The organism is Oceanobacillus sp. FSL W7-1293 (assembly GCF_037969815.1).
Taxonomy (GTDB): Bacteria; Bacillota; Bacilli; order Bacillales; family Amphibacillaceae; genus Oceanobacillus; species Oceanobacillus oncorhynchi.
In genome coordinates this window covers 2,476,372-2,496,124 of the sequence record NZ_CP150212.1, presented here as the reverse complement: position 1 = coordinate 2,496,124, position 19,753 = coordinate 2,476,372, and the positions used below count along the sequence as shown (strand labels likewise).

Below are 19,753 nucleotides of genomic sequence, written 5' to 3'. Positions count from 1 at the left end.
ATGATGAAAGATAATCTTAGAAGAAACGGATGGAATGACATGAGGGAATCAAAAAATAGATGGGTATTATGGACATTGATTATAATCACAGTCCTCTTGCTTATCGGAATAGGCTACAGCATTTATTTATATCAAATAATCAACGATAGCCGGACAGCAGGATTTGATAATACGAAAAATCAAATAGAATCGCAGACCTCTTATCAAAATGTTCATTCGATACAGGGCTACTATGGGGAAAATAATTACCACGTATTTTATGCAAGTAATGAAGACAATGAGGAGCGCCTCGTTTTTCTTCCCTTAGAAGGGGAGGAACGTGAATTAATTGCGATTGATACGGAGGATATGATGAGTGAAGAGGCTATCATAGATGCCTGGTCATCCAGCTGTGATACATGCCGATTTTCAGATATCAGCCCTGCCTATGAAGATGGTCAGGCTCTGTGGGAAATTACGTATCATGATAAAGATAATCGGTTTGTCATGGATTATTATTCGATTGATGGACAGAGTCTGGAAGAAAGATACACGTACGATAAAATGTTCCCATAAGCGGACAAAGCTGCCGGAACACAGTAAAAGAATCACCTTTTTTAGCAGAAAGACACAATAAATAAGAAACGTTTAATAACAAGTTGGAGGATTTTAAGATGAAGATAACAATTCAAGAAGCACCGAAACACGTAAACGAGGAGGTAACCATTGGCGGCTGGCTGGCAAATAAACGATCAAGCGGCAAAATTGCTTTCTTACAGCTTCGTGATGGTACCGGATTTATGCAAGGTGTGGTTGTGAAAAGTGATGTATCGGAGGAAGTATTCTCAGATGCTAAAAACCTGACGCAAGAGACATCTCTATATGTTACCGGAAAAATCGTAGAAGATACGCGCTCTGATTTCGGCTATGAAATGCAGGTAAGTCATCTGGAGGTAATTCATGAAGCAACAGATTACCCGATTACGCCAAAAAATCATGGCACGGAATTCCTGATGGATCATCGTCACTTATGGCTTCGTTCTAAAAAGCAGCACGCCGTTATGAAGATTCGAAACGAGATTATCCGGGCTACCTATGAATTCTTTAATACGAACGGTTTTGTAAAGGTGGACCCGCCTATCTTAACCGGTTCCTCTGCTGAAGGGACAACCGAGCTTTTCCATACAAAATATTTCGATGAAGAAGCCTATTTATCCCAAAGCGGACAGCTTTATATGGAAGCAGCGGCAATGGCATTAGGAAAAGTATTTTCATTTGGTCCGACGTTCCGCGCAGAAAAGTCCAAAACAAGAAGACATCTGATTGAATTTTGGATGATTGAGCCAGAGATGGCATTTATGGATCACGAGGACAGCTTGCAGGTCCAGGAAAACTATGTCAGCTTTATTGTACAATCTGTGTTAGCAAACTGTGCTTTAGAACTGAAAATATTAGAAAGAGATACATCTAAACTTGAAAAAATCAAAGCTCCATTCCCGCGAATTAGCTATGATGACGCAGTAGAATTCTTAAAAGAAAAAGGCTTCGATGATATCGAATGGGGAGAAGACTTCGGTGCTCCGCATGAAACAGCAATTGCCGAAAGCTATGATAAGCCTGTTTTCATTACAAACTATCCGAAAGATATCAAAGCTTTCTATATGAAGCCGGACCCGGAACGTTCCGATGTTGTGCTATGTGCTGACTTGATTGCTCCGGAAGGCTATGGAGAGATTATCGGCGGATCACAACGTATCGATGACCTGGAATTAATGGAGCGCCGTTATGAAGAGCATGGACTTACTGGACCAGCGTATGCATGGTACTTGGAACTGCGCAAATATGGCAGTGTTCCGCACAGCGGATTTGGCTTAGGTCTGGAAAGAACGGTAGCCTGGTTATCCGGAGTAGAACATGTTCGCGAAACGATTCCATTCCCAAGACTGCTGAATCGTTTATACCCTTAAAAAAAGCTCTATGCGTCTTATTAGAGGCGTTGGAATCTCTGTTTTACAAATACGCAATCCATAGATTACGTCATGATTATCCATAAATCCCTTGCTCGTAAGCGAGGGGTTTTTCCTATCTTCATTATGAAAAAATGCTATACTGTTATCTGAGGTGCTAGAATGAATAAAAAAATAAATTACCAAGAAATTATCCAAGATCAAATGACTGTATCCAAAAAATTGCTGACAACTTATTACGAATTAGGGCTAAATGAAACAGAGCTTATTTTACTCATACAGATTACCCGTTTTGCTGATGAAGGAAACCATTTTCCAACCCCTTTTGAATTGGCTCAATCAGGGAGTTTTTCAGAAGAAGAGGCAGCCCGTATGCTGCGAAAATTAGTACAGAAAGGGTTTCTGTCTATTGAAAAAAATGATTCTGAGCAGACGCCTATCAGTGAATCATATTCTCTAGAACCATTAATGGAAAAATTATATGAGGAAGATACCGCTGTAGTTAATCGTGATGAAGAAAACATAGGGAATATCTTTATTTTATTTGAACAGGAATTTGGAAGACCTTTGTCGCCATTTGAAATAGAAACCATTAACAGCTGGCTGGATGAGGATGGGATAGAACCATCGTTAATAAAAGCAGGGCTGCGTGAATCGGTACTTATGAGCAAATTAAATTTCAAATACATTGACCGTATTTTAAGAGAATGGAAGAAAAAAGGGATCCACACGGTACAGGACGCCAGAAAAGCAAGTCAGCAATTTCATCAGGGCAAATCAGATAATAATCATCAAACCAATACACGTCCTAAAAGAGATACATCCTTTTATTATAATTGGCTGGAAGGAGATTGAGTTTATGCTGAATAATACACAAATAAGAGAATGTTTAGATGCCATGGCAGAAATGTTTCCAGATGCAGAGGGAGAGCTTGTACATTCTAATCCCTTTGAGTTAGTTATTGCTGTTTTGCTTTCTGCACAATGTACAGATAAATTGGTTAACAAGGTAACAGCAGATTTATTCCAAAAATATAAAACACCGGAGGATTATCTTGCAGTGCCATTAGAAGAAGTGGAAAATGATATTCGTTCTATTGGTTTATACCGGTCCAAGGCAAAAAATATTCAAAAGCTTTGTCGTACTTTAATTGATAATTATAACGGGGAAGTCCCGAAAACGAAAGACGAATTGGTTAAACTGGCCGGTGTCGGCAGAAAAACAGCAAATGTCGTTGCTTCTGTTGCTTTTAATGAACCGTCAATTGCCGTGGATACCCATGTGGAACGGGTATCCAAGCGCTTAGGTATCTGCAGATGGAAGGACAGTGTTGTAGAAGTAGAAAATACACTGATGCGCAAGGTCCCGAGAAATGAATGGAGCGTCACACATCATCGGATGATTTTCTTTGGGCGCTACCACTGTAAAGCCAGGAACCCCAATTGTCCCGAGTGTCCATTATTGTATCTCTGCAGAGAGGGAAAAAAGCGGATGAAGAAAATAGAAGCATGAGCTCCTTAGAAAAAACAATAAAAAAATAATCCCGGTCCATTGATGGACCGGGATTATTTTTTTATTCCTCTGTGTTTTCTTCGTCATTGCCATTGTTGCTATCTGATTCGTTCTGAGGCGCAGGGTCATTCGTGTCTTCCTCATCGGAATTGCTTTCTTCCTGCGGCGCTTCCTGATTATCTGAATCCCCGTTGCTGTCACCATTACCGGAGGAATCATTATTCTCTTCGTCATTCCCATTATTTGAATCATTATCATCAGTATTCGTGTCTTCGGATGAATCCGATTCAGAATCAGAGCCCGAATCGGATTCCGATTCGGAATCGGAACCAGAATCAGATTCCGATTCTTCTTCGTTCTCATCTTCTGGAGGCTCTTCCTCTTCCGTTTCTTCTTCGTCTTCTTCCTCTTCTGCTTCAGGCACAGTCACGCTTGTAGATGAAGAAGGACCGCGAAGATCGCTGTTTTCGTCACTTATTGGCGTGACGGAAATATTGTAGTCGCCCGGGGTAACTCCACTTACATTGATACTATTTGATCCTACATTTTCAGTATCTCCATTTACGCTTACTTCAAAATTAGCGGATGGGCCATCATAGCCCCATGAAACATTAATTGTTTCATCTCCGTCATATTCAGCGGAAAGACCGCTCACTTCTGGTATTTCTTCGTCTTCTTCCTCTTCGTCCTCCTCGCCGCCGGGTACTTGAACAGTTGTTGTAGCCGGATCACTGCTTAATGAGCCTCTTTCGGCTATAACCTGTATCGTATACTCTGCGCCTTCTTCCACATCTGAAATTTCCATGGATGTGTCACTGGTAGAAGAGAGGGACTGCATACTGCCGCCATCAATGCTGGCACTTATGTCGAAATTAACATCTTCTTCCGAATCGGTATCATAATCCCAAGATACTTCAATGGAATTATTGTCTTCATTATAGCTTCCAGACAGCCCGCTTACGGCGTCCAGCTCTTCATAGCGTTCAGACACTTGACTCGGTTCATGCCCCTTAACAAATAACTCAGTCACTTTGCTATCACTTGGTGTACTGTCACTTGCCAAGGCAGCCGGATTGGTTCCTTTTTCGATGGCTAACTCAACGACAGAATCAGGACGGGTAAAGTCAGGCGTATCGATTCCTTCTGATAAATGACTCATTGTCTGTCTGAATATTTGCTGAGACAGGGTAGTATCCTGAAGCGGTACACGGCCGCCGCCTTCTGAATTATAACCGCCAGTCCATGCTGCGATTGTATAGTTTGTTGTATAGCCGACAAACCAGGCGTCCCGGCTTCCTTCTTGGCCATCCATTGTCGTTGTTCCGGTCTTACCGGCAACGTCCAGTCCAGGCACTGCTGCATTTGTACCAGTACCAGAGCTGACCACAGATTTAAGCATATCGGTTACCATATAAGCTGTATAATCTTCCATCACTTGTTCAGACTCCGGTGTTAAATCAATTTCCCGGCCATCTGAGAATTCTACTTTGGTTACAGCGTATGGCTCTGTGTAATTACCTTCATTCCCAAATGCGCTATATGCTCCTGCCATTTGCATCGGGGTAACTTCTGTTTCTGTCCCGCCAATTGCTTCACGGAGATCCAGGTTACCTGAATCAAATTCAAAGCCCAGATTTTCAGCAAATTCCTTGGAATTTTCAGGGCCGACTTCTTCCATCAGTTTTACTGCTGGGACATTTAGCGATTGCTGCAGTGCATATCTCGCAGTTACCCAGCCGTTATAAGTTCTAGTGGCATTCCTTATTGGATTCGAACCTTCAATTTCATAAGGGCCTTCATCATCTAACTGATGGTATGTTGACATTTGATTATATTCAATTGCCGGTCCATAAGACATAATCGGTTTTGCAGTGGAACCAGCCTGTGTTGTACCTCTGGTAGCATAATTAAAACCGCCTTCGTTATTCAGACTGCCGCCGATTGCTTGGATAGCACCGGACTGTGTATCTAATACAACCATGGCTCCCTGTGTATTATCAGGGTAACTGATTGACGATTCTTCCTCATCAAGCAGGCTTTCAACATATGGCTGTGCATCGGGGTCAAGCGTTGTATATACTTTCAACCCATCCGCATCAAGCTCTACATCCTCCAATTTTTCGTCGATTTCTTGACGAACCTGATCAATAAATGCATCATATGGTGTCGGATCAGGACGGTCTTCTGTTAATAGAGAAGTAACGTCAACACTTCTTGCCTCATCTGCCTCTGCTTCTGTAATCTTGCCATGGCGCACCATTAAATTTAATACGGTGTTCATTCGTTCTTCCGTCAATTCCGGATTTTCAAATGGGTTATAGGCTGTCGGCCGCTGCGGCAAACCAGCTAAAATAGCAGCTTCCGGCAAAGTAAGATCATTTAAATCCTCTTTTCCAAAATAAGTTTCTGCTGCCTGAGCAACACCATAGGAATGACTGCCGTAAAAAATACTATTTAAGTACATTTCCATGATTTCTTCTTTACTATATTGTCTTTCCAGCTTCATTGCCATCCACATTTCCTGGACTTTAATGCTTACTTTCTTCTCATTACTTAAAAATGCACGCTCTACCACCTGCTGTGTAATGGTACTTGCACCCTGAGAACCAAATCCGCCGGTAAAGTTCCCACGGATCGCTCCGCCGATACGTCTGACATCGATCCCGTTATGGTCAAAAAAGCGGACATCCTCTGTCGCTGTTACAGCATCGATTAGTAAATCCGGCAGTTCTTCAAATCTTACTTCCTGTCTTTGTTCATCTGAACTTAAATTGGCAAATTGATCGCCATTTTTATCATAAAGGGTAGAAGCAAAAGGAACCGTTAACTGATCTTCATCAATATCTGGTGCAGTGGCAATCCAATAGGCACCGACAGCAGTTCCGCTTAAGAATAAAATCAACAATAATAACAAAGTAATTTTAATGATTTTTTTCCAAATCGGCTGTTTCTTTTTCTTTTTTGTTTTCTTTCCTTGCTGCTTTCTTCTAGCAGCTCTTGTTTGGCTCGTTTGATCTGCCATTTTTTTATACCTCCATATCTATAGGTAGAGCTTATCAACAACAGATAAAAAATCAACTTTTTTCTGGTAATGAAAGGGGATAGGATACCCCAATTTTTTTACATGATTATAAGAAATTGATTTCTTACCACCATCAAATTGCTCCTGCCAGCAAACAAATAAATCTTTTGCATCGAATAGATAAGTTTCTTCATAAGCTCTAAACCGTAAAATAATAAAGCTGATTCCACCGTGCTTTATTACTTGCTGCATGTGATGCACTTGATGTTCATGAATATTGGCAAGTGGAAAAGATGTTTTATTTTTCGTTTCCTTTGCCTCAAAATCAATATACTTTCCTTTATAAATGCCGTTGTAATCAGTAGTTGATGCTTGTTTAAAGTATGCTTCGGTAATTACTGCAGCACTCCGTCTTGGATAATGGACATTTACAATTTGCACGGGTGTCGGTTTTTTATGAATAACTGCTTGTCCTTGTATTCGATAAAAATCTGTGGTTTCATTTATTTCTTCTTCAAGCGTCATTCCTCTCCTGCTAAAACTTGTTTGCTTTGGTTTTATGGTTAGTGGTTTCCGCTGACCATTTGGATAATTCATATTCGCAAGCCTCCTAACGCGCTATCCTAAATGAAAAACAGCAATATAGAAACGTTACTGTCTCGGGCAGGATACATATAAAACCAGTACACCATATATTATAATATAAATTCAAGAAGGAAACGAATTATAGCGTGCGAAATCTAAAAAGATATGGCCAAAATATGGAGAAATAAAACAATGCACTTCCATTTGCATCAGCCTTACATAGTCTACGCATAATTGCATCTATTCATAAGGGTTGAAGCTAAAAAAAGAACCTAATTGTATTCTGCGGACAGGATATACCCGCAAAATAGAATTAGGTTATTTGCTGAAAATATTTTTTAATTTAAGTGGAAGGACGGTCAGGACCTGCTATTTTTTTATCTCTTGTTTTCTCATTGTTATTCTTTTTGTTATTCGCATTCGTTTTTTGCTGTCCTTTTGACGGTTTCATGAATATTAACCTCCTTTTCCTTGTAAATAGCTGCTTTCGTTTATTTACTGTATTCCTCTTGAAGGAAGAGCTAATGAAACCTCCAGCAGCATAAGGCTTCATTATATAGCTTGTCTAATTTTGTGCAAATCATTACAGTTTTGCACTAGTTTTGTTTTGATTATTCTAGTTTTGTCGAATAGGAAGGAGGTTTCCCTTCTCACGTGGAATAAGTAGCGCATCCGCTTTTAGAAACGTACGATTTTATTTTTAAATATATAGGAGGAGAATAAAATATGTTACTTTCAAAATCTGCCCTTACCGAAGAAAATAAAGGATACAGCAAAAAGGATATGGAAGCACAAATAGAACAAATTCAGGAACAGCTTGCGTTGATTCATTTTAAATTAAAAGCAAAAGTAGATAGTGAGGTATGGGTGCAATTTCAAACAAAAACAAATAGTTTAAAACAAACCGAACTGGAATTTCAAAGACTAAAACAGCTATTATAATCATTTGCAGGTAATTTTATGTGTTGTTCATGACTTTTCTATCTATTATATGATAAAATTTATTTAACGATTTTATATAAAAGCATGCAGTTTGAAATTGAAGGATGACTATTTAAAATGAAACTCAGCGAACAAACAGAGAAGTTAAATCACTATTTAGAAACACTTCGGGAGAGGTTTGAGAAAAGCGAAGCTCCCAGTGACCGAAAAGACCGTTCATTTTTTAATATGGTAAAAGCAGAGACAGCTCCTATCTATGATTTATTAGAAAGCTGGGAGAGAGATGCTTCAGCCGCAGTAAAAGAAAGAAAAGCGTCCGTTCACCCAAATCAAGTTCAATCAACAAGAGAGAATATGGAATTATTGTTGATGCATAGTTATTATTTGGATGTCAGAAGAAAAAGGTATATGGAATTATATACGTCCATTCGATATGTTTTTGATTTACTGCTGGATACCTTGGAAGAAGATAAATAAAGAGAGATGCGAAAGTGTCAGGAGGAACATTCACATGAAAGAAAAATTACTTGAAGAAGCCATTCAAATCAGAGCTAGAGCGTATGTACCCTATTCCGAATTTCCGGTAGGTGCCGCACTGTTAACCAGCTCAGGGAAAATCTATACGGGATGCAATATCGAAAATGCTGCCTATCCATCTACCTGCTGTGCAGAACGGGTTGCTATTTTTAAAGCTATTTCAGACGGAGAGACAGAATTTACGGAGATGGCTGTTGCAGCAGATACAAAACGTCCAGTGCCTCCGTGCGGGACGTGCAGGCAGGTGATGAGTGAATTTTTCGCTCCTGATATGACCATCCACTTAACTAATTTAAACAAAGATGTACAGACGCTCACTACAGATCAATTATTACCTTTTTCATTCCAAAAGGAAGACATGGATTAAAAAGCCTGTGCATTTATCAGATAGCGTGAAACCGGCAATGATAACCCTTTTTTAAACGGAAGTATTGCAGAGATTTATAAATTTTAGAAGGAGACTGATATTCAGTTTCCTTTTTTATGTTATAATAGCTTTAATAAATATAGAATAATGTTAAAATAAAAACACATGATGAAAAATGATAAGTAATAGTATATTTCAGAGGTGATTTGGTAATGAGTATTGATCGCGTTCAACTTAATGGAAAGAAAATTTTAGAAAAAGATTTTAAAACAGGAATCAGAGGGTATTCTCAGGAAGAAGTAGATGAATTTTTAGATATCATTATTCAGGATTACGATAATTTCAAACAGGAAATTGATCGTCTAAACGAAGAGATCGAAAAATTGAAAAGCAATCGTCCAGCAGCAGAAACACCTAGAGCACGTTCTACACAGCAAAACTCACAGGTTAATTATGACGTATTAAAACGGCTATCTAATCTTGAAAAAGCTGTATTTGGAAAAAGATACACTGATTCAGAAGAATAACAGAAGAGATGATTGATTTTTTTTAAGAACTTTGCTAAACTGTTTTAGGCTGCTTAAATGTCTATGTAATCGCTATGTCCATTTTTGGATATAGAGGAAAGTCCATGCTCACACAGGCTGCGATGCCTGTAGTGTTCGTGCTTGATGAAATCATAAGTCAAGGTAGTTTTTAATAAACTAACGGCAGACGAGCTGTACTAAGTCACTTTTTGTGATATGTCAGCTCTCTTGAAAGTGCCACAGTGACGTAGCTGGTGTGGAAACATACCAGGTGGAACGAGGTAAACCCCGCGAGTGAGCAACCCAAATAATGGTAGGGGCATCCTTTAGTAGGGAATAGAACCGAACGAGGGACAGCAACAGCTGTAGATAGATGATTACAACCGGCGTACGAGGCTTGACCACCGTTTGCAGTACAATGGAACAGAACATGGCTTACCGGACATTTAAAGGTCGTGCTGATGAACAAACAGATTCTATTTCCAATTAAATGAAATAGAATCTTTTTTTCTTTAAATGATAAACATACTAATAATGACTAATGACCGAGAGGAATATTTAAAAATGAAACAAGTAACTTTAATTGCTACAGCAGCGATGGGACTTGAATCAATTGTTGCAAAAGAAGTAAGAGACCTTGGATATGAAGCCGCAGTAGAAAACGGAAAAGTTATCTTTGATGCGCCAATTTCCGCTATCCCAAGATGTAATTTATGGTTAAGAACCGCTGACCGCGTAAAAATTCTTGTCGGCAAGTTTCAGGCCAAGACATTTGATGAATTATTTGAACAAACCAAGGCGCTTCCTTGGGAAAGTTATATTGACGAAACAGGGCAGATACCTGTATCCGGCAAATCAGTTAAATCGACGCTATACAGTGTACCAGATTGCCAAGCAATTGTGAAAAAAGCAATTGTAGAACGGATGAAATTAAAATATGGACTCATTAATAAGCTGGAGGAATCCGGAGCGCTTTATAAAACTGAGATTGCTCTATTAAAGGATGAAGCAACACTGACGATTGATACTTCCGGGACAGGCTTACACAAGCGAGGATACCGTGTCGGGCAGGGGGAAGCTCCTTTAAAAGAGACACTTGCAGCAGCGCTTGTTCAATTAACCAACTGGAAGCCTGACCAGCCTTTGATTGACCCATTCTGCGGCTCTGGAACGATTTTAATTGAGGCTGCTCTCATCGGCCAAAACATTGCACCTGGATTTAATCGTGAATTTGCTTCAGAGGAATGGAGTTTCGTAAAACAGAAGCATTGGGATGCGGCTTTTGGAGAAGCAGAAGAGATGGCGAACTATGACCAGCCTTTATTTATCACTGGTTCGGATATCAGTCATCAGCTGATTGAAACAGCACAGGCAAATGCCCTGGAAGCAGGACTTGGTGATTTGATTGAGTGGAAGCAGATGCAGGTCAGCGATCTTACAATCAAACAAAAGGACGGTTATTTAATCACGAATCCGCCATACGGAGAACGTTTAAGCGATAGAGAAGAAGTAGAGAAGATGTATCAGGATCTGGGGGATATCATGCGTCATCATCCATCCTGGAGTGCATACATTATTACGGCGTATGAGCAATTTGAAAAAGTATATGGAAAACCGGCCACAAAGAAACGTAAGCTGTTTAATGGATTTATCCAGACGAATTATTATCAATATTTCGGGCAGAAAGAGGATTAGAATCCCTTGTAATCAAGCATTAAAAAATGCAGCAGGTAATCATGGAAAAACGATTATCTGCTGCATTTTTTATTATTTTTCAAATGAATTCTTTTTGTCTTGTTCAGAGACGTGTTTTTCCGCAATCCATTTAAAAAATTCTTTTTCAATTTTTGTCAATTCACGGTCCAGCTTATACTTAAAATCAGTTTCGAGATGTTTATATATTTTTCTGTTCATCATTTATTGAATTATTTCCCCTTATAAAATACCGTCAAATGGAGGAGATCCTGGCGGCGCATTTTGAATAATATCTATCATCGGAATCGTATATGCAAATAATATCAAAGCGATTGTGATTCCAATCCACAGCTTCCAATTTTCCATCCATTGCGGTGTAGGCTGCGCATCCTCTTCTTCTTCCGCAATAGGGTATTCTTCTTCCCCTTTAGGAGCAAATGCGATTAATTCCACAAAGATGTATACCATCAGCACAATGCCGATAAACAAGAGGGTGCCTCCAACAGCCTGTGCAGTCTGATAACCAACCCATTCTGCCGCTTGCTCGGTACCGCCGTATTCGGAGAAGGAGGATCTTCTTGGTCCGCCTAAAAGGCCTTGGATATGCATCGCTCCAGACATAATCAGCATTCCGACAGCCCAAATAATGGTCTGATAAATTCCCAGCTTATGAAGCTTTGGTGTCAGTATTCTGCCGGTTAAATGCGGTATTAACCAGTATGCAATCCCAAAGAAAGTGAGAAGTACTGTTGTCGCAATTGTTAAATGAAAATGTCCTGTTACCCAAATCGTATTATGAACAAGCGTATTCAATTGGTGAGATGCGTTAATAATACCGCCGGCTCCTCCAGGAATAAACGCAAGCATTCCAACAAACGGGGCTACAAAACGGACGTCCTTCCAAGGCAATTTTTTAAACCAGTCAAACAATCCGGTCGCACCTTGCTTTCTTCCTGTAGTTTCAAACATAGCAAACATTGAAAATGCAGTCATTAAACTTGGTACAATAACCATAAAGGTAAGAACTACCTGAATAAACTTCCATGTTGGATCAATTCCCGGCTCTGTAAGCTGATGGTGAAAACCAACAGGAATGGAGAAAAATAAGAATAAAACAAAGGAAAGTCTTGCTAACGAATCACTGAATATTTTTCCGCCAATAATCTTTGGTATAATCGCGTACCAAGCCATATATGCAGGCAATAACCAGAAATAAACCAGCGGATGGCCAAAATACCAGAATAATGTCCGGCTTAACAGAACATTAATCGTTTCTGCATAGCCTAATGACCATGGGATGAATTGGACCAGAACTGCTACTGCTACGCCTATGGAACAAATAACCCACATAATCATATTAATCGTAACCATAAATGCTAACAGTGGTGTTTTCTGACCTGGATGCGCTTTTTTCCAAACATAGACCTGATGCCAATTTACAAAAGCAGCGATCCAAGAGCCTACGACCACAAGCGCAAGACCGATATAAAAGATAGGATGTGCTTTTAATGGCGCATAGAAGGTATATAGAACATTTGCTTCCCCCAGTAAAATTGCTGTTCCTGTTAAAGCTGTCCCTATCGTCATCGTCCAAAAAGACAGCCAGCCCAGCTTCCGTTGTTTATCGGACATTCCGACGGTTTTACCTAATAAGGAATATTGAAAGCCGATAATGAAGAAGGTAGTCAGTACTAATGCCAGAATAACGCCGTGTAAAGTAAGTATTTGATAATAGCCGATACCAAGCGGTAGTTCAAAATCGCCGGAACGCACCAATACTTGTAATAACCCCATTAATCCGCCAATAAATAAAGAAATAAATGCAACGTACATAAAGGAAAGGTATAATTTCGCTTCGGGTTTTGTAATCGTTAAGGGTGTTACATTAATTTCTTCATTCGGCTGCTGTTTCATTGCGAGACTCATCGTCAACCACCTCCACTGTCGCAAACATCATATGGTGTCCTACACCACAATATTCATTACATACTAATGTGAATTCTCCTGTTTGATTAAGCTCTACTTCCAAGCTGCTGATGTACCCAGGCTCCACCATCATATTGACGTTGGTGCCGGCAACATTTAATCCATGGATAACATCGGTTGTAACTGCCTGAAATAAAACAGTTGATCCTTTAGGTATTTCAATGTGAGATACTGCGTTTCCTTCCTCGTCATCTCCTAAATCATAATTGAAGGTACTCGCAACCACATTAACAATATATCTATCTTCATCTACTTGTGTCAGCCCGAGATTCTCTCTCTGGAAGGCCTCGTTAGCTTCTACATTCTCAGGGTCAATGGTCGCACCGTGACTTTGCGGATGTGTGCCTAAATAGAATGCCCCAAATCCAAGTATCAGCAGAAATAATACAAGTGCCCCGCCGCCGAAGATAAGCCATATCTTCTCATATTTGTGTAAGTGCATCTTCTTTCTCCTCCTTCTTTATCGCGATAAAAATAATAAAAATACTGCAAACCAGCTGATAAGAATAACAACCCCTATAGTGATTACGGAAAAAAATGTACCCTTTAAATTAGATTCAGGTTTTTTCATGTGATTCACCCCTTTTGTAACTTCTTGCCTATATGACTATCATATCGAAAATAAGTCTTGTGTACGTTGTCAAATCGCACTTTTCACAATTCGTTCACTTATTCACAAACAAGGTGATTTAACTATTTTACAAACTTTTTGGTTAGAAAAGTTTATGTCTTTTTAGTGAACAAATATAGAAAATCATTGACAAAATGTAATAATACGTGTGCAAAATCCTGGTCAATTTTATAGGGTTTTTAACTATTTCCTAATAAGGGAAGCATTGCATCATGTATGATATCAGTCAGCAAAAAAGGCGGAGAGAGGATTAGTTTGGCTTTGTTTGTTTTTAAAGCAATGAGATTTTCTTTGTTTCCTGCAAAAGCAGGCATTTCGATTATTCACTTCGATGTAATCCGTGGCAGAGGAGGGACCTTACCTGAAGGAATCAATTATGATTACCAATAAAAAAAGCAGAACCCCTCTCAAGGATTCTGCTTGCATCTATAATAGTTTTTATTTTTTCTCAACGTTTGCTGCTTGTGGACCGCGTTCGCCTTCCACTACATCGAAGACAACTTCTTGTCCTTCTTCTAGTGTTTTAAAGCCTTCTTCTTGAATAGCAGAATAATGTACGAAAATATCATTCCCTTCCTCTAATTGAATAAACCCGTAACCTTTTTCTGCATTAAACCATTTTACTACTCCGTTTTCCATGTTAAATTTCCTCCTAAATACTTCCACGTAAAACGCGTGTGATTACAAAGCAGAAGAACGAAATATGAAAAAAGGCAGCCTCCGATAGAAGAACGGGATCATAATCATCCACTTCTGTCTATCGAAGCTGCCTTTACTTTCTAATGATTCCGTGCTATCTTCTTTGCTTGTACCCATATTAGCTTAAATTTTTTTCGTAGTCAAGAAAACCTTACCATTTTCTATAATAATCAAAAGGTTTTGAATATATATGATTTATTTTCTTTATTCTAAATGGATTAATTTAAAGTTGAGAAACATATAGACTATGAATTTCTGTTATAATAGGGTTGTTTAAAAACCTGAGGATAGACAATGGGAAATGAAATAATATAGTCAATATAAGCTCTTGCTAAAATAATTTAAGTTCAGGAGACATATTATATAGAGGAGGATTATAAATGCAGGGAGAACAAGGCTATTTAGATTTATGCCGTAAAATATTAGCTACGGGAGAGAATCGCGATGATCGGACAAACACAGGTACTTATTCCGTTTTTGGCCATCAAATACGATTTGATTTACAGAAGGGGTTCCCGCTGTTAACTACAAAAAAAGTTCCGTTCCGATTGATTGCTACAGAGTTATTATGGTTTATCAAAGGAGATACAAACATCCGCTATTTACTGGAGCATAATAATAATATCTGGAACGAATGGGCTTTTGAGAAATGGGTTAAAAGCGCGGAGTATACAGGCCCGGATATGACAAACTTTGGGATACGCAGTCAAGAGGACGCTGCCTTTAAAAAAGAATACGACCAGCAAATGGAGCTGTTCAAGGAGAAAATACTCCAGGATGATGCCTTCGCTCAAACGTATGGCGATTTGGGTTCTGTCTACGGGAAACAGTGGAGAGATTGGGAAACGTCTAAAGGAGAATCCATCGATCAATTAAAAGAGACCATTGAAGCGATTAAAAACAATCCAAACTCCAGACGCCATATTGTATCTGCCTGGAACCCGGAGGATATTCCGACGATGGCCCTGCCGCCTTGTCATACGCTGTTTCAATTTTATGTAGCGGATGGAAAATTATCCTGTCAGCTCTATCAGCGCAGTGCGGATGTATTTATCGGCGTTCCGTTCAATATTGCCAGCTATGCACTGTTAACGCATTTAATTGCACATGAATGCGGATTAGAAGCGGGCGAGTTTGTTCATACTTTTGGAGATGCACATATCTATTCCAATCATATAGAACAGGTTAACCAGCAGTTAGAAAGAGATATCCGGGAGATGCCGGTATTAAAGATAAATGCCCCTGGGAAATCTATTTTTGATATTGAAATAACGGATTTGGAAATCGAAAATTATCATCCGCATCCAGTCATTAAAGCGCCAATCGCCGTTTAAATAATGAAGCATACACAAATGAATGGAGGATAACGCATGATTTCATTACTATTTGCCGCTAGCAGGAATAATGTGATCGGCTATCAAAGTGGGATGCCCTGGCATTTGCCGCAGGACTTAAAATTTTTTAAAGAGAAGACCACCGGAAACACGATTATTATGGGAAGAAAAACATTAGAATCGATGAACGGGCCTCTCCCGAACAGGCGTAATGTTGTCCTGACCAGAAATAAGGATTTAGCACTTGACGGTGTAGAAATTATTCATGACTTATCTGATGTAGAGCACTGGAACACAGCGCACCCAGAGGAAGAATATTTCATCATCGGCGGCGGAGAGATTTATGAACAGGCATTGCCTATCGCTGACCGCATGTATATTACACGGATTGATGAAGAATTCCCCGGCGATACATTTGCCCCTGATTTTGATGAATCGGCTTGGGAGCTGACGGAAAAGCAAAAAGGCATAAAAAATGAGAAAAATCCCTATGACTATTATTTTCTGCAGTACGATCGCAAAAATTAACTTGTCTAACGTTTTCTAAACATGCTATGATGGAAAGAGATAATGTTCTATTAGAGGACACAATATAAATAAAGAAGGTGTCAATAGATGGGTATTGCAAGTATAGGCGTTCCAGGACTTATATTGATCGTGATATTAGCCCTTATTATCTTTGGACCTAATAAGCTTCCGCAAATAGGGAAGGCTGCCGGACAATCGCTGAAGGAATTTAAAAGTTCTACGCGTGATTTAACGCAGGATATCACCGATGAGACCAAAGAGGTTAAATCGATTGTGAAAGAAGAAAAATGAGTTCAGTCTCATATATGGAGTGAAGGATAATGAACATATTTTCAAATATCGGATTTCCCGGTTTAATTTTAATCATTATTGCTGCTTTAATTGTCTTTGGTCCAAATAAACTTCCTGAAATCGGAAGAGCGCTTGGAACAACATTAAAAGAGTTTAAAAATGCAAGTCAGGATATTTTGAATGACAATCCTAAAAAGAAACAATAATCAAATGCAGAGGTGTAGGGATTATTCCTTGCATCTCTTTTGTGTCATCAATTAAAAAGGTGGGGTGAACTATGTCTGAGCCAGAAGAGCAGATACCTGGAGAAAAAGAAATGAACGTTGGAGGACATTTGACAGAACTCCGAAATCGTTTAATTGTTACAGCGATTATATTCTTATTGTTTTTTATTGTCGGCTTTATTAATGTGAAAAGCATTTATCAGTTTTTTGTGGATGATATCGATATGCAGCTGACAGTTATCAGCCCTGCTGAAATTATTTGGATCTATTTTTCCATCGCAGGATTACTTGCCTTTGCTGCAACGATACCTGTGATTGTTTATCAGCTTTGGGCATTTGTCAGTCCAGCTTTAACCGCAAAAGAAAAACGTATATCCTTAGGGTACATACCAGGATCATTAATTTTATTTGTGCTGGGGCTTGTCTTTGGTTACGTGGTATTTATTAAATTGATTTTTCCATTTTTATTATCTTTGAATGATGATATGTTTCATATCATGTTTACCGTGGACCGTTATTTTGGATTTTTATTAAAGATTACACTGCCTTTTGCCTTTTTATTTGAGCTTCCGGTTGTAACGATGTTCCTGACAAGCCTGGGAATATTGACGCCGGCATTTATGGTGAAAAACCGTAAATATGCTTACTTTATTTTAATTGTTGTCGGGGTATTGATTACACCGCCTGATTTTTTTCTACAGATTGTAGTAGCAATACCGTTAATCATTATTTACGAACTGAGTATCCAATTATGTAAGATGGTATATAGAAAAAAACAAGCACAACATGAAGCCTTTATGAATGAATAGGGGAGGGGAACCATGCGTCAATCTTTTTATCAATTTTTATTAACACATCGCGGGAAATTGAAGCAGGATGATTATTCTCAATTAGCAGATTGGGCATTCTACGATCATCATTTCCCGAAGTACGCTGAAACGTATGATGAAATCAGCGAATACCTTGAATGGAATAGCCCATTTCCTGGTGCATTAGCAGCGTTTGATGCCCTTTGGTCGGAATATGAATGGAAATACAGCAGCTGAATCAGGCTGCTTTTTTCATGGGAAAATTACATTAGTTCATCGCAAAAGCTTAAGGAAAAAAAGTTGAACAAACGTTTGATTAATGAATTTTTGACGAATATCGGATGGTTTCGACATTCTTTTGGCTTCCCAGTTGTTTAATTGGTGATTTCTGCGGTTTCCCGGGAAATGATTGCATGAATACGGGGGGAATGTCTACACAGTTATATGGCTTCCGCATATTCTATAGCAGAACACAAAAAGAGTAAATATGGATGGATAAGGGGTTGATAATGATGGTTTTTCCACGCAGAAATCAAATGCCTCGTTCGCCGCAGCCCCCTTTTCGTAATGGACGCCATGATTTGAGGGGAATTCCGAGAGAAATAAGAAACACAAGCGGAGCTGTAAATACAAAAGGTGAATCAAGAGGATTAGCAAGTTTATTGTCCGGGTCCGGAGGTGTCACGCAAGGTCTGGCTCAATCAGGAGGCGTTTCTACGCTTTCTAAAACACTGGGAGGGGTACAGCAGGTTCTTGGTGTTGTACAATCAACAGCCCCCTTAGTGCAAGAGTATGGACCGATGATCAAGAATCTCCCTTCGATGTACAGGATGATGAAGGCTTTTAAAACATTCAGCAAGGAAGACAGTGAGGAATCAACAGAGGAAGAGCGTATTCCTCCAGAACGTCCAAAGCAAAAAGCAGAAATCAATAAGCAGCCGGAACAGCCGGCACAAATAAAAGAAGAACCTGTACAAAATAGAGAAAAGGGTGTTTCTACACCGAGATTATATGTTTAAGTCAAGCAGAAGGCTGAAGTTATGATTAAAATAAGCCTTCTGCTTGATTTTTTTTTATAAAAAAGGAAAAATAGGGGGAGAGTATATAGACAAGAAGGAAAATAGCGATTGGAGGAAAAAAGTATGTCACAACAAAAAGAACTCGCCACTTTTGCAGGAGGATGCTTTTGGTGTATGGTAGAGCCGTTTGATGAACGCCCAGGGGTAATCAGCATTCGTTCCGGATATACTGGCGGTCATGTAGAAAATCCAACCTATGAGCAGGTTTGCTCCAATACAACAGGACATGTTGAAGCGGTTCAAATAGAATATGACCCCAGCATTATGCCATATGAGGAGCTTGTGGAAACATTTTGGCAGCAAATTGACCCGACCGATGCAGGCGGACAATTTAATGATCGTGGTGAATCCTATCAAACAGCTATTTTCTATCACGATGAAGAACAGAAAGAAATAGCGGAGCATTCAAAAGAATTGCTGCAGCAAAGTGGAAAATTTAAAAAAGATATTGTTACTCCGATTCTTCCGGCTAAACCATTTTATGAAGCGGAGGAAGAGCATCATGATTATTACAAGAAACGCTCTTTCCATTATAGAATGTATAAAAAAGGATCTGGACGAGAAGGATTTATCAAAGAGAATTGGCAAAATAAACCTTCTGCAGAAGAATTACAAGAAAAGCTGACGCCGCTGCAATATCATGTCACGCAGGAAAATGGGACAGAACGTCCGTTTGATAATGAATATTGGGATAATAAAGAAGAAGGTATTTACGTCGATATTATTTCCGGCAAGGTTCTTTTTTCATCAAAAGATCAATACGATGCCGGCTGTGGCTGGCCAAGCTTCACTAAACCAATCGACCCGCAGCAGGTTACAGATGTAACCGACACTTCACATGGTATGATCCGTACCGAAGTACGCAGTAAACAATCTGATTCGCATTTGGGGCATGTTTTTGAAGATGGTCCGAAAGAAGCGGGGGGATTACGCTATTGCATGAACTCTGCAGCAATGCGTTTTATTCCAAAGGACAAAATGGAAGAAGAAGGGTATGGAAACTTTTTATATCTATTCAAATAGATTATAATATTATTA

Annotated in this window: 23 protein-coding genes and 1 other RNA gene; 18 read left to right on the top strand and 6 right to left on the bottom strand. The window is 39.3% G+C overall.

Annotated features, from left to right (window positions below):
- Positions 1 to 39 precede the first annotated feature (39 nt).
- The 4 genes from MKY65_RS12275 to nth all read left to right on the top strand — a co-directional run bounded on the left by MKY65_RS12275 (position 40) and on the right by nth (position 3,459).
- A complete protein-coding gene (locus MKY65_RS12275; RefSeq protein ID WP_339177203.1) occupies positions 40 to 555 on the top strand; it encodes a hypothetical protein in 516 nt (171 codons plus the stop codon).
- A 98-nt stretch (positions 556 to 653) separates the two neighbouring features.
- On the top strand, positions 654 to 1,946 hold the full coding sequence (gene asnS / locus MKY65_RS12270; protein ID WP_339177202.1) for an asparagine--tRNA ligase: 1,293 nt from the start codon (positions 654 to 656) through the stop codon (positions 1,944 to 1,946).
- A gap of 162 nt (positions 1,947 to 2,108) precedes the next feature.
- Entirely contained in the window at positions 2,109 to 2,801 is a 693-nt protein-coding gene (locus MKY65_RS12265) for a DnaD domain-containing protein (protein WP_339177201.1), read from the top strand.
- A 4-nt stretch (positions 2,802 to 2,805) separates the two neighbouring features.
- A complete protein-coding gene (nth, locus tag MKY65_RS12260) occupies positions 2,806 to 3,459 on the top strand; it encodes an endonuclease III (RefSeq protein WP_339177200.1) in 654 nt (217 codons plus the stop codon).
- Positions 3,460 to 3,520: 61 nt separating this feature from the next.
- On the opposite strand, the gene MKY65_RS12255 is transcribed toward nth, so the two are convergent.
- On the bottom strand, positions 3,521 to 6,481 hold the full coding sequence (locus MKY65_RS12255; protein ID WP_339177199.1) for a PBP1A family penicillin-binding protein: 2,961 nt from the start codon (positions 6,479 to 6,481) through the stop codon (positions 3,521 to 3,523).
- A gap of 18 nt (positions 6,482 to 6,499) precedes the next feature.
- Positions 6,500 to 7,078: a Holliday junction resolvase RecU gene (gene recU / locus MKY65_RS12250; RefSeq protein WP_339177196.1), complete on the bottom strand. Its 579-nt coding sequence runs from the start codon at positions 7,076 to 7,078 to the stop codon at positions 6,500 to 6,502.
- Positions 7,079 to 7,792: 714 nt separating this feature from the next.
- On the opposite strand from recU, the gene MKY65_RS12245 reads away from it, so the two are divergent.
- The 6 genes from MKY65_RS12245 (at position 7,793) to MKY65_RS12220 (ending at position 11,134) form a co-directional block, all read left to right on the top strand.
- Positions 7,793 to 8,008 carry a hypothetical protein gene (locus MKY65_RS12245; protein WP_339177195.1) on the top strand — a complete coding sequence of 72 codons (216 nt, stop codon included), beginning with the start codon at positions 7,793 to 7,795 and terminating at the stop codon, positions 8,006 to 8,008.
- 117 nt (positions 8,009 to 8,125) lie between these two features.
- Positions 8,126 to 8,485 (top strand): DUF1798 family protein, encoded by a 360-nt coding sequence (locus MKY65_RS12240; RefSeq protein WP_339177193.1) that lies wholly within the window; start codon positions 8,126 to 8,128, stop codon positions 8,483 to 8,485.
- A gap of 34 nt (positions 8,486 to 8,519) precedes the next feature.
- Positions 8,520 to 8,912 carry a cytidine deaminase gene (locus MKY65_RS12235; protein WP_042534089.1) on the top strand — a complete coding sequence of 131 codons (393 nt, stop codon included), beginning with the start codon at positions 8,520 to 8,522 and terminating at the stop codon, positions 8,910 to 8,912.
- A gap of 212 nt (positions 8,913 to 9,124) precedes the next feature.
- A complete protein-coding gene (gene gpsB, locus MKY65_RS12230) occupies positions 9,125 to 9,439 on the top strand; it encodes a cell division regulator GpsB (protein ID WP_339177191.1) in 315 nt (104 codons plus the stop codon).
- 57 nt (positions 9,440 to 9,496) lie between these two features.
- Positions 9,497 to 9,882, top strand: an RNA gene (gene rnpB, locus MKY65_RS12225) — RNase P RNA component class B.
- 121 nt (positions 9,883 to 10,003) lie between these two features.
- Positions 10,004 to 11,134: a class I SAM-dependent RNA methyltransferase gene (locus MKY65_RS12220; protein ID WP_339177190.1), complete on the top strand. Its 1,131-nt coding sequence runs from the start codon at positions 10,004 to 10,006 to the stop codon at positions 11,132 to 11,134.
- Between the two features lie 240 nt (positions 11,135 to 11,374).
- On the opposite strand, the gene MKY65_RS12215 is transcribed toward MKY65_RS12220, so the two are convergent.
- From MKY65_RS12215 to MKY65_RS12200, 4 genes are all read right to left on the bottom strand, one after another.
- Positions 11,375 to 13,060 (bottom strand): b(o/a)3-type cytochrome-c oxidase subunit 1, encoded by a 1,686-nt coding sequence (locus MKY65_RS12215; RefSeq protein WP_339177188.1) that lies wholly within the window; start codon positions 13,058 to 13,060, stop codon positions 11,375 to 11,377.
- Complete coding sequence (locus MKY65_RS12210) at positions 13,029 to 13,562, bottom strand: cytochrome B5 (protein WP_339177186.1); 534 nt, start codon at positions 13,560 to 13,562, stop codon at positions 13,029 to 13,031. Before MKY65_RS12210 ends, MKY65_RS12215 begins: the two co-directional genes overlap by 32 nt.
- A gap of 18 nt (positions 13,563 to 13,580) precedes the next feature.
- Positions 13,581 to 13,691, bottom strand: coding sequence for a cytochrome c oxidase subunit 2A (locus MKY65_RS12205; RefSeq protein ID WP_339177184.1), 111 nt, complete (start codon positions 13,689 to 13,691; stop codon positions 13,581 to 13,583).
- Positions 13,692 to 14,189: 498 nt separating this feature from the next.
- A complete protein-coding gene (locus MKY65_RS12200) occupies positions 14,190 to 14,390 on the bottom strand; it encodes a cold-shock protein (protein WP_042534079.1) in 201 nt (66 codons plus the stop codon).
- Positions 14,391 to 14,830: 440 nt separating this feature from the next.
- Between MKY65_RS12200 and MKY65_RS12195 the strand changes: the two genes are divergently transcribed.
- From MKY65_RS12195 to msrB, 8 genes are all read left to right on the top strand, one after another.
- A complete protein-coding gene (locus MKY65_RS12195; RefSeq protein ID WP_339177182.1) occupies positions 14,831 to 15,784 on the top strand; it encodes a thymidylate synthase in 954 nt (317 codons plus the stop codon).
- A 36-nt stretch (positions 15,785 to 15,820) separates the two neighbouring features.
- On the top strand, positions 15,821 to 16,312 hold the full coding sequence (locus MKY65_RS12190) for a dihydrofolate reductase (RefSeq protein WP_339177179.1): 492 nt from the start codon (positions 15,821 to 15,823) through the stop codon (positions 16,310 to 16,312).
- A gap of 87 nt (positions 16,313 to 16,399) precedes the next feature.
- Positions 16,400 to 16,603 (top strand): twin-arginine translocase TatA/TatE family subunit, encoded by a 204-nt coding sequence (tatA, locus tag MKY65_RS12185; protein ID WP_339177178.1) that lies wholly within the window; start codon positions 16,400 to 16,402, stop codon positions 16,601 to 16,603.
- A 35-nt stretch (positions 16,604 to 16,638) separates the two neighbouring features.
- Positions 16,639 to 16,809, top strand: coding sequence for a twin-arginine translocase TatA/TatE family subunit (tatA, locus tag MKY65_RS12180; RefSeq protein WP_040982187.1), 171 nt, complete (start codon positions 16,639 to 16,641; stop codon positions 16,807 to 16,809).
- A gap of 71 nt (positions 16,810 to 16,880) precedes the next feature.
- Positions 16,881 to 17,636 (top strand): twin-arginine translocase subunit TatC, encoded by a 756-nt coding sequence (gene tatC, locus MKY65_RS12175; RefSeq protein WP_339177177.1) that lies wholly within the window; start codon positions 16,881 to 16,883, stop codon positions 17,634 to 17,636.
- A 12-nt stretch (positions 17,637 to 17,648) separates the two neighbouring features.
- Entirely contained in the window at positions 17,649 to 17,873 is a 225-nt protein-coding gene (locus MKY65_RS12170) for a YozE family protein (protein ID WP_339177175.1), read from the top strand.
- A 272-nt stretch (positions 17,874 to 18,145) separates the two neighbouring features.
- Positions 18,146 to 18,655: a VrrA/YqfQ family protein gene (gene vrrA, locus MKY65_RS12165; protein WP_339177173.1), complete on the top strand. Its 510-nt coding sequence runs from the start codon at positions 18,146 to 18,148 to the stop codon at positions 18,653 to 18,655.
- 123 nt (positions 18,656 to 18,778) lie between these two features.
- A complete protein-coding gene (msrB, locus tag MKY65_RS12160) occupies positions 18,779 to 19,738 on the top strand; it encodes a peptide-methionine (R)-S-oxide reductase MsrB (RefSeq protein WP_339177171.1) in 960 nt (319 codons plus the stop codon).
- The last annotated feature ends 15 nt before the right edge of the window (positions 19,739 to 19,753 follow it).

Excerpts from the sequence above, each read along its gene's own strand:
- nth (WP_339177200.1), top strand. The coding sequence starts at position 2,806 with ATGCTGAATAATACACAAATAAGAGAATGTTTAGATGCCATGGCAGAA.
- tatA (WP_339177178.1), top strand. The coding sequence starts at position 16,400 with ATGGGTATTGCAAGTATAGGCGTTCCAGGACTTATATTGATCGTGATA.
- MKY65_RS12205 (WP_339177184.1), bottom strand. The coding sequence starts at position 13,691 with ATGAAAAAACCTGAATCTAATTTAAAGGGTACATTTTTTTCCGTAATC.
- MKY65_RS12215 (WP_339177188.1), bottom strand. The coding sequence starts at position 13,060 with ATGAGTCTCGCAATGAAACAGCAGCCGAATGAAGAAATTAATGTAACA.
- MKY65_RS12235 (WP_042534089.1), top strand. The coding sequence starts at position 8,520 with ATGAAAGAAAAATTACTTGAAGAAGCCATTCAAATCAGAGCTAGAGCG.
- recU (WP_339177196.1), bottom strand. The coding sequence starts at position 7,078 with ATGAATTATCCAAATGGTCAGCGGAAACCACTAACCATAAAACCAAAG.
- gpsB (WP_339177191.1), top strand. The coding sequence starts at position 9,125 with ATGAGTATTGATCGCGTTCAACTTAATGGAAAGAAAATTTTAGAAAAA.
- MKY65_RS12190 (WP_339177179.1), top strand. The coding sequence starts at position 15,821 with ATGATTTCATTACTATTTGCCGCTAGCAGGAATAATGTGATCGGCTAT.
- MKY65_RS12255 (WP_339177199.1), bottom strand. The coding sequence starts at position 6,481 with ATGGCAGATCAAACGAGCCAAACAAGAGCTGCTAGAAGAAAGCAGCAA.
- msrB (WP_339177171.1), top strand. The coding sequence starts at position 18,779 with ATGTCACAACAAAAAGAACTCGCCACTTTTGCAGGAGGATGCTTTTGG.
- MKY65_RS12245 (WP_339177195.1), top strand. The coding sequence starts at position 7,793 with ATGTTACTTTCAAAATCTGCCCTTACCGAAGAAAATAAAGGATACAGC.
- asnS (WP_339177202.1), top strand. The coding sequence starts at position 654 with ATGAAGATAACAATTCAAGAAGCACCGAAACACGTAAACGAGGAGGTA.
- MKY65_RS12275 (WP_339177203.1), top strand. The coding sequence starts at position 40 with ATGAGGGAATCAAAAAATAGATGGGTATTATGGACATTGATTATAATC.
- MKY65_RS12220 (WP_339177190.1), top strand. The coding sequence starts at position 10,004 with ATGAAACAAGTAACTTTAATTGCTACAGCAGCGATGGGACTTGAATCA.
- MKY65_RS12210 (WP_339177186.1), bottom strand. The coding sequence starts at position 13,562 with ATGCACTTACACAAATATGAGAAGATATGGCTTATCTTCGGCGGCGGG.
- MKY65_RS12170 (WP_339177175.1), top strand. The coding sequence starts at position 17,649 with ATGCGTCAATCTTTTTATCAATTTTTATTAACACATCGCGGGAAATTG.
- tatC (WP_339177177.1), top strand. The coding sequence starts at position 16,881 with ATGTCTGAGCCAGAAGAGCAGATACCTGGAGAAAAAGAAATGAACGTT.
- MKY65_RS12195 (WP_339177182.1), top strand. The coding sequence starts at position 14,831 with ATGCAGGGAGAACAAGGCTATTTAGATTTATGCCGTAAAATATTAGCT.
- MKY65_RS12240 (WP_339177193.1), top strand. The coding sequence starts at position 8,126 with ATGAAACTCAGCGAACAAACAGAGAAGTTAAATCACTATTTAGAAACA.
- MKY65_RS12265 (WP_339177201.1), top strand. The coding sequence starts at position 2,109 with ATGAATAAAAAAATAAATTACCAAGAAATTATCCAAGATCAAATGACT.
- vrrA (WP_339177173.1), top strand. The coding sequence starts at position 18,146 with ATGATGGTTTTTCCACGCAGAAATCAAATGCCTCGTTCGCCGCAGCCC.
- MKY65_RS12200 (WP_042534079.1), bottom strand. The coding sequence starts at position 14,390 with ATGGAAAACGGAGTAGTAAAATGGTTTAATGCAGAAAAAGGTTACGGG.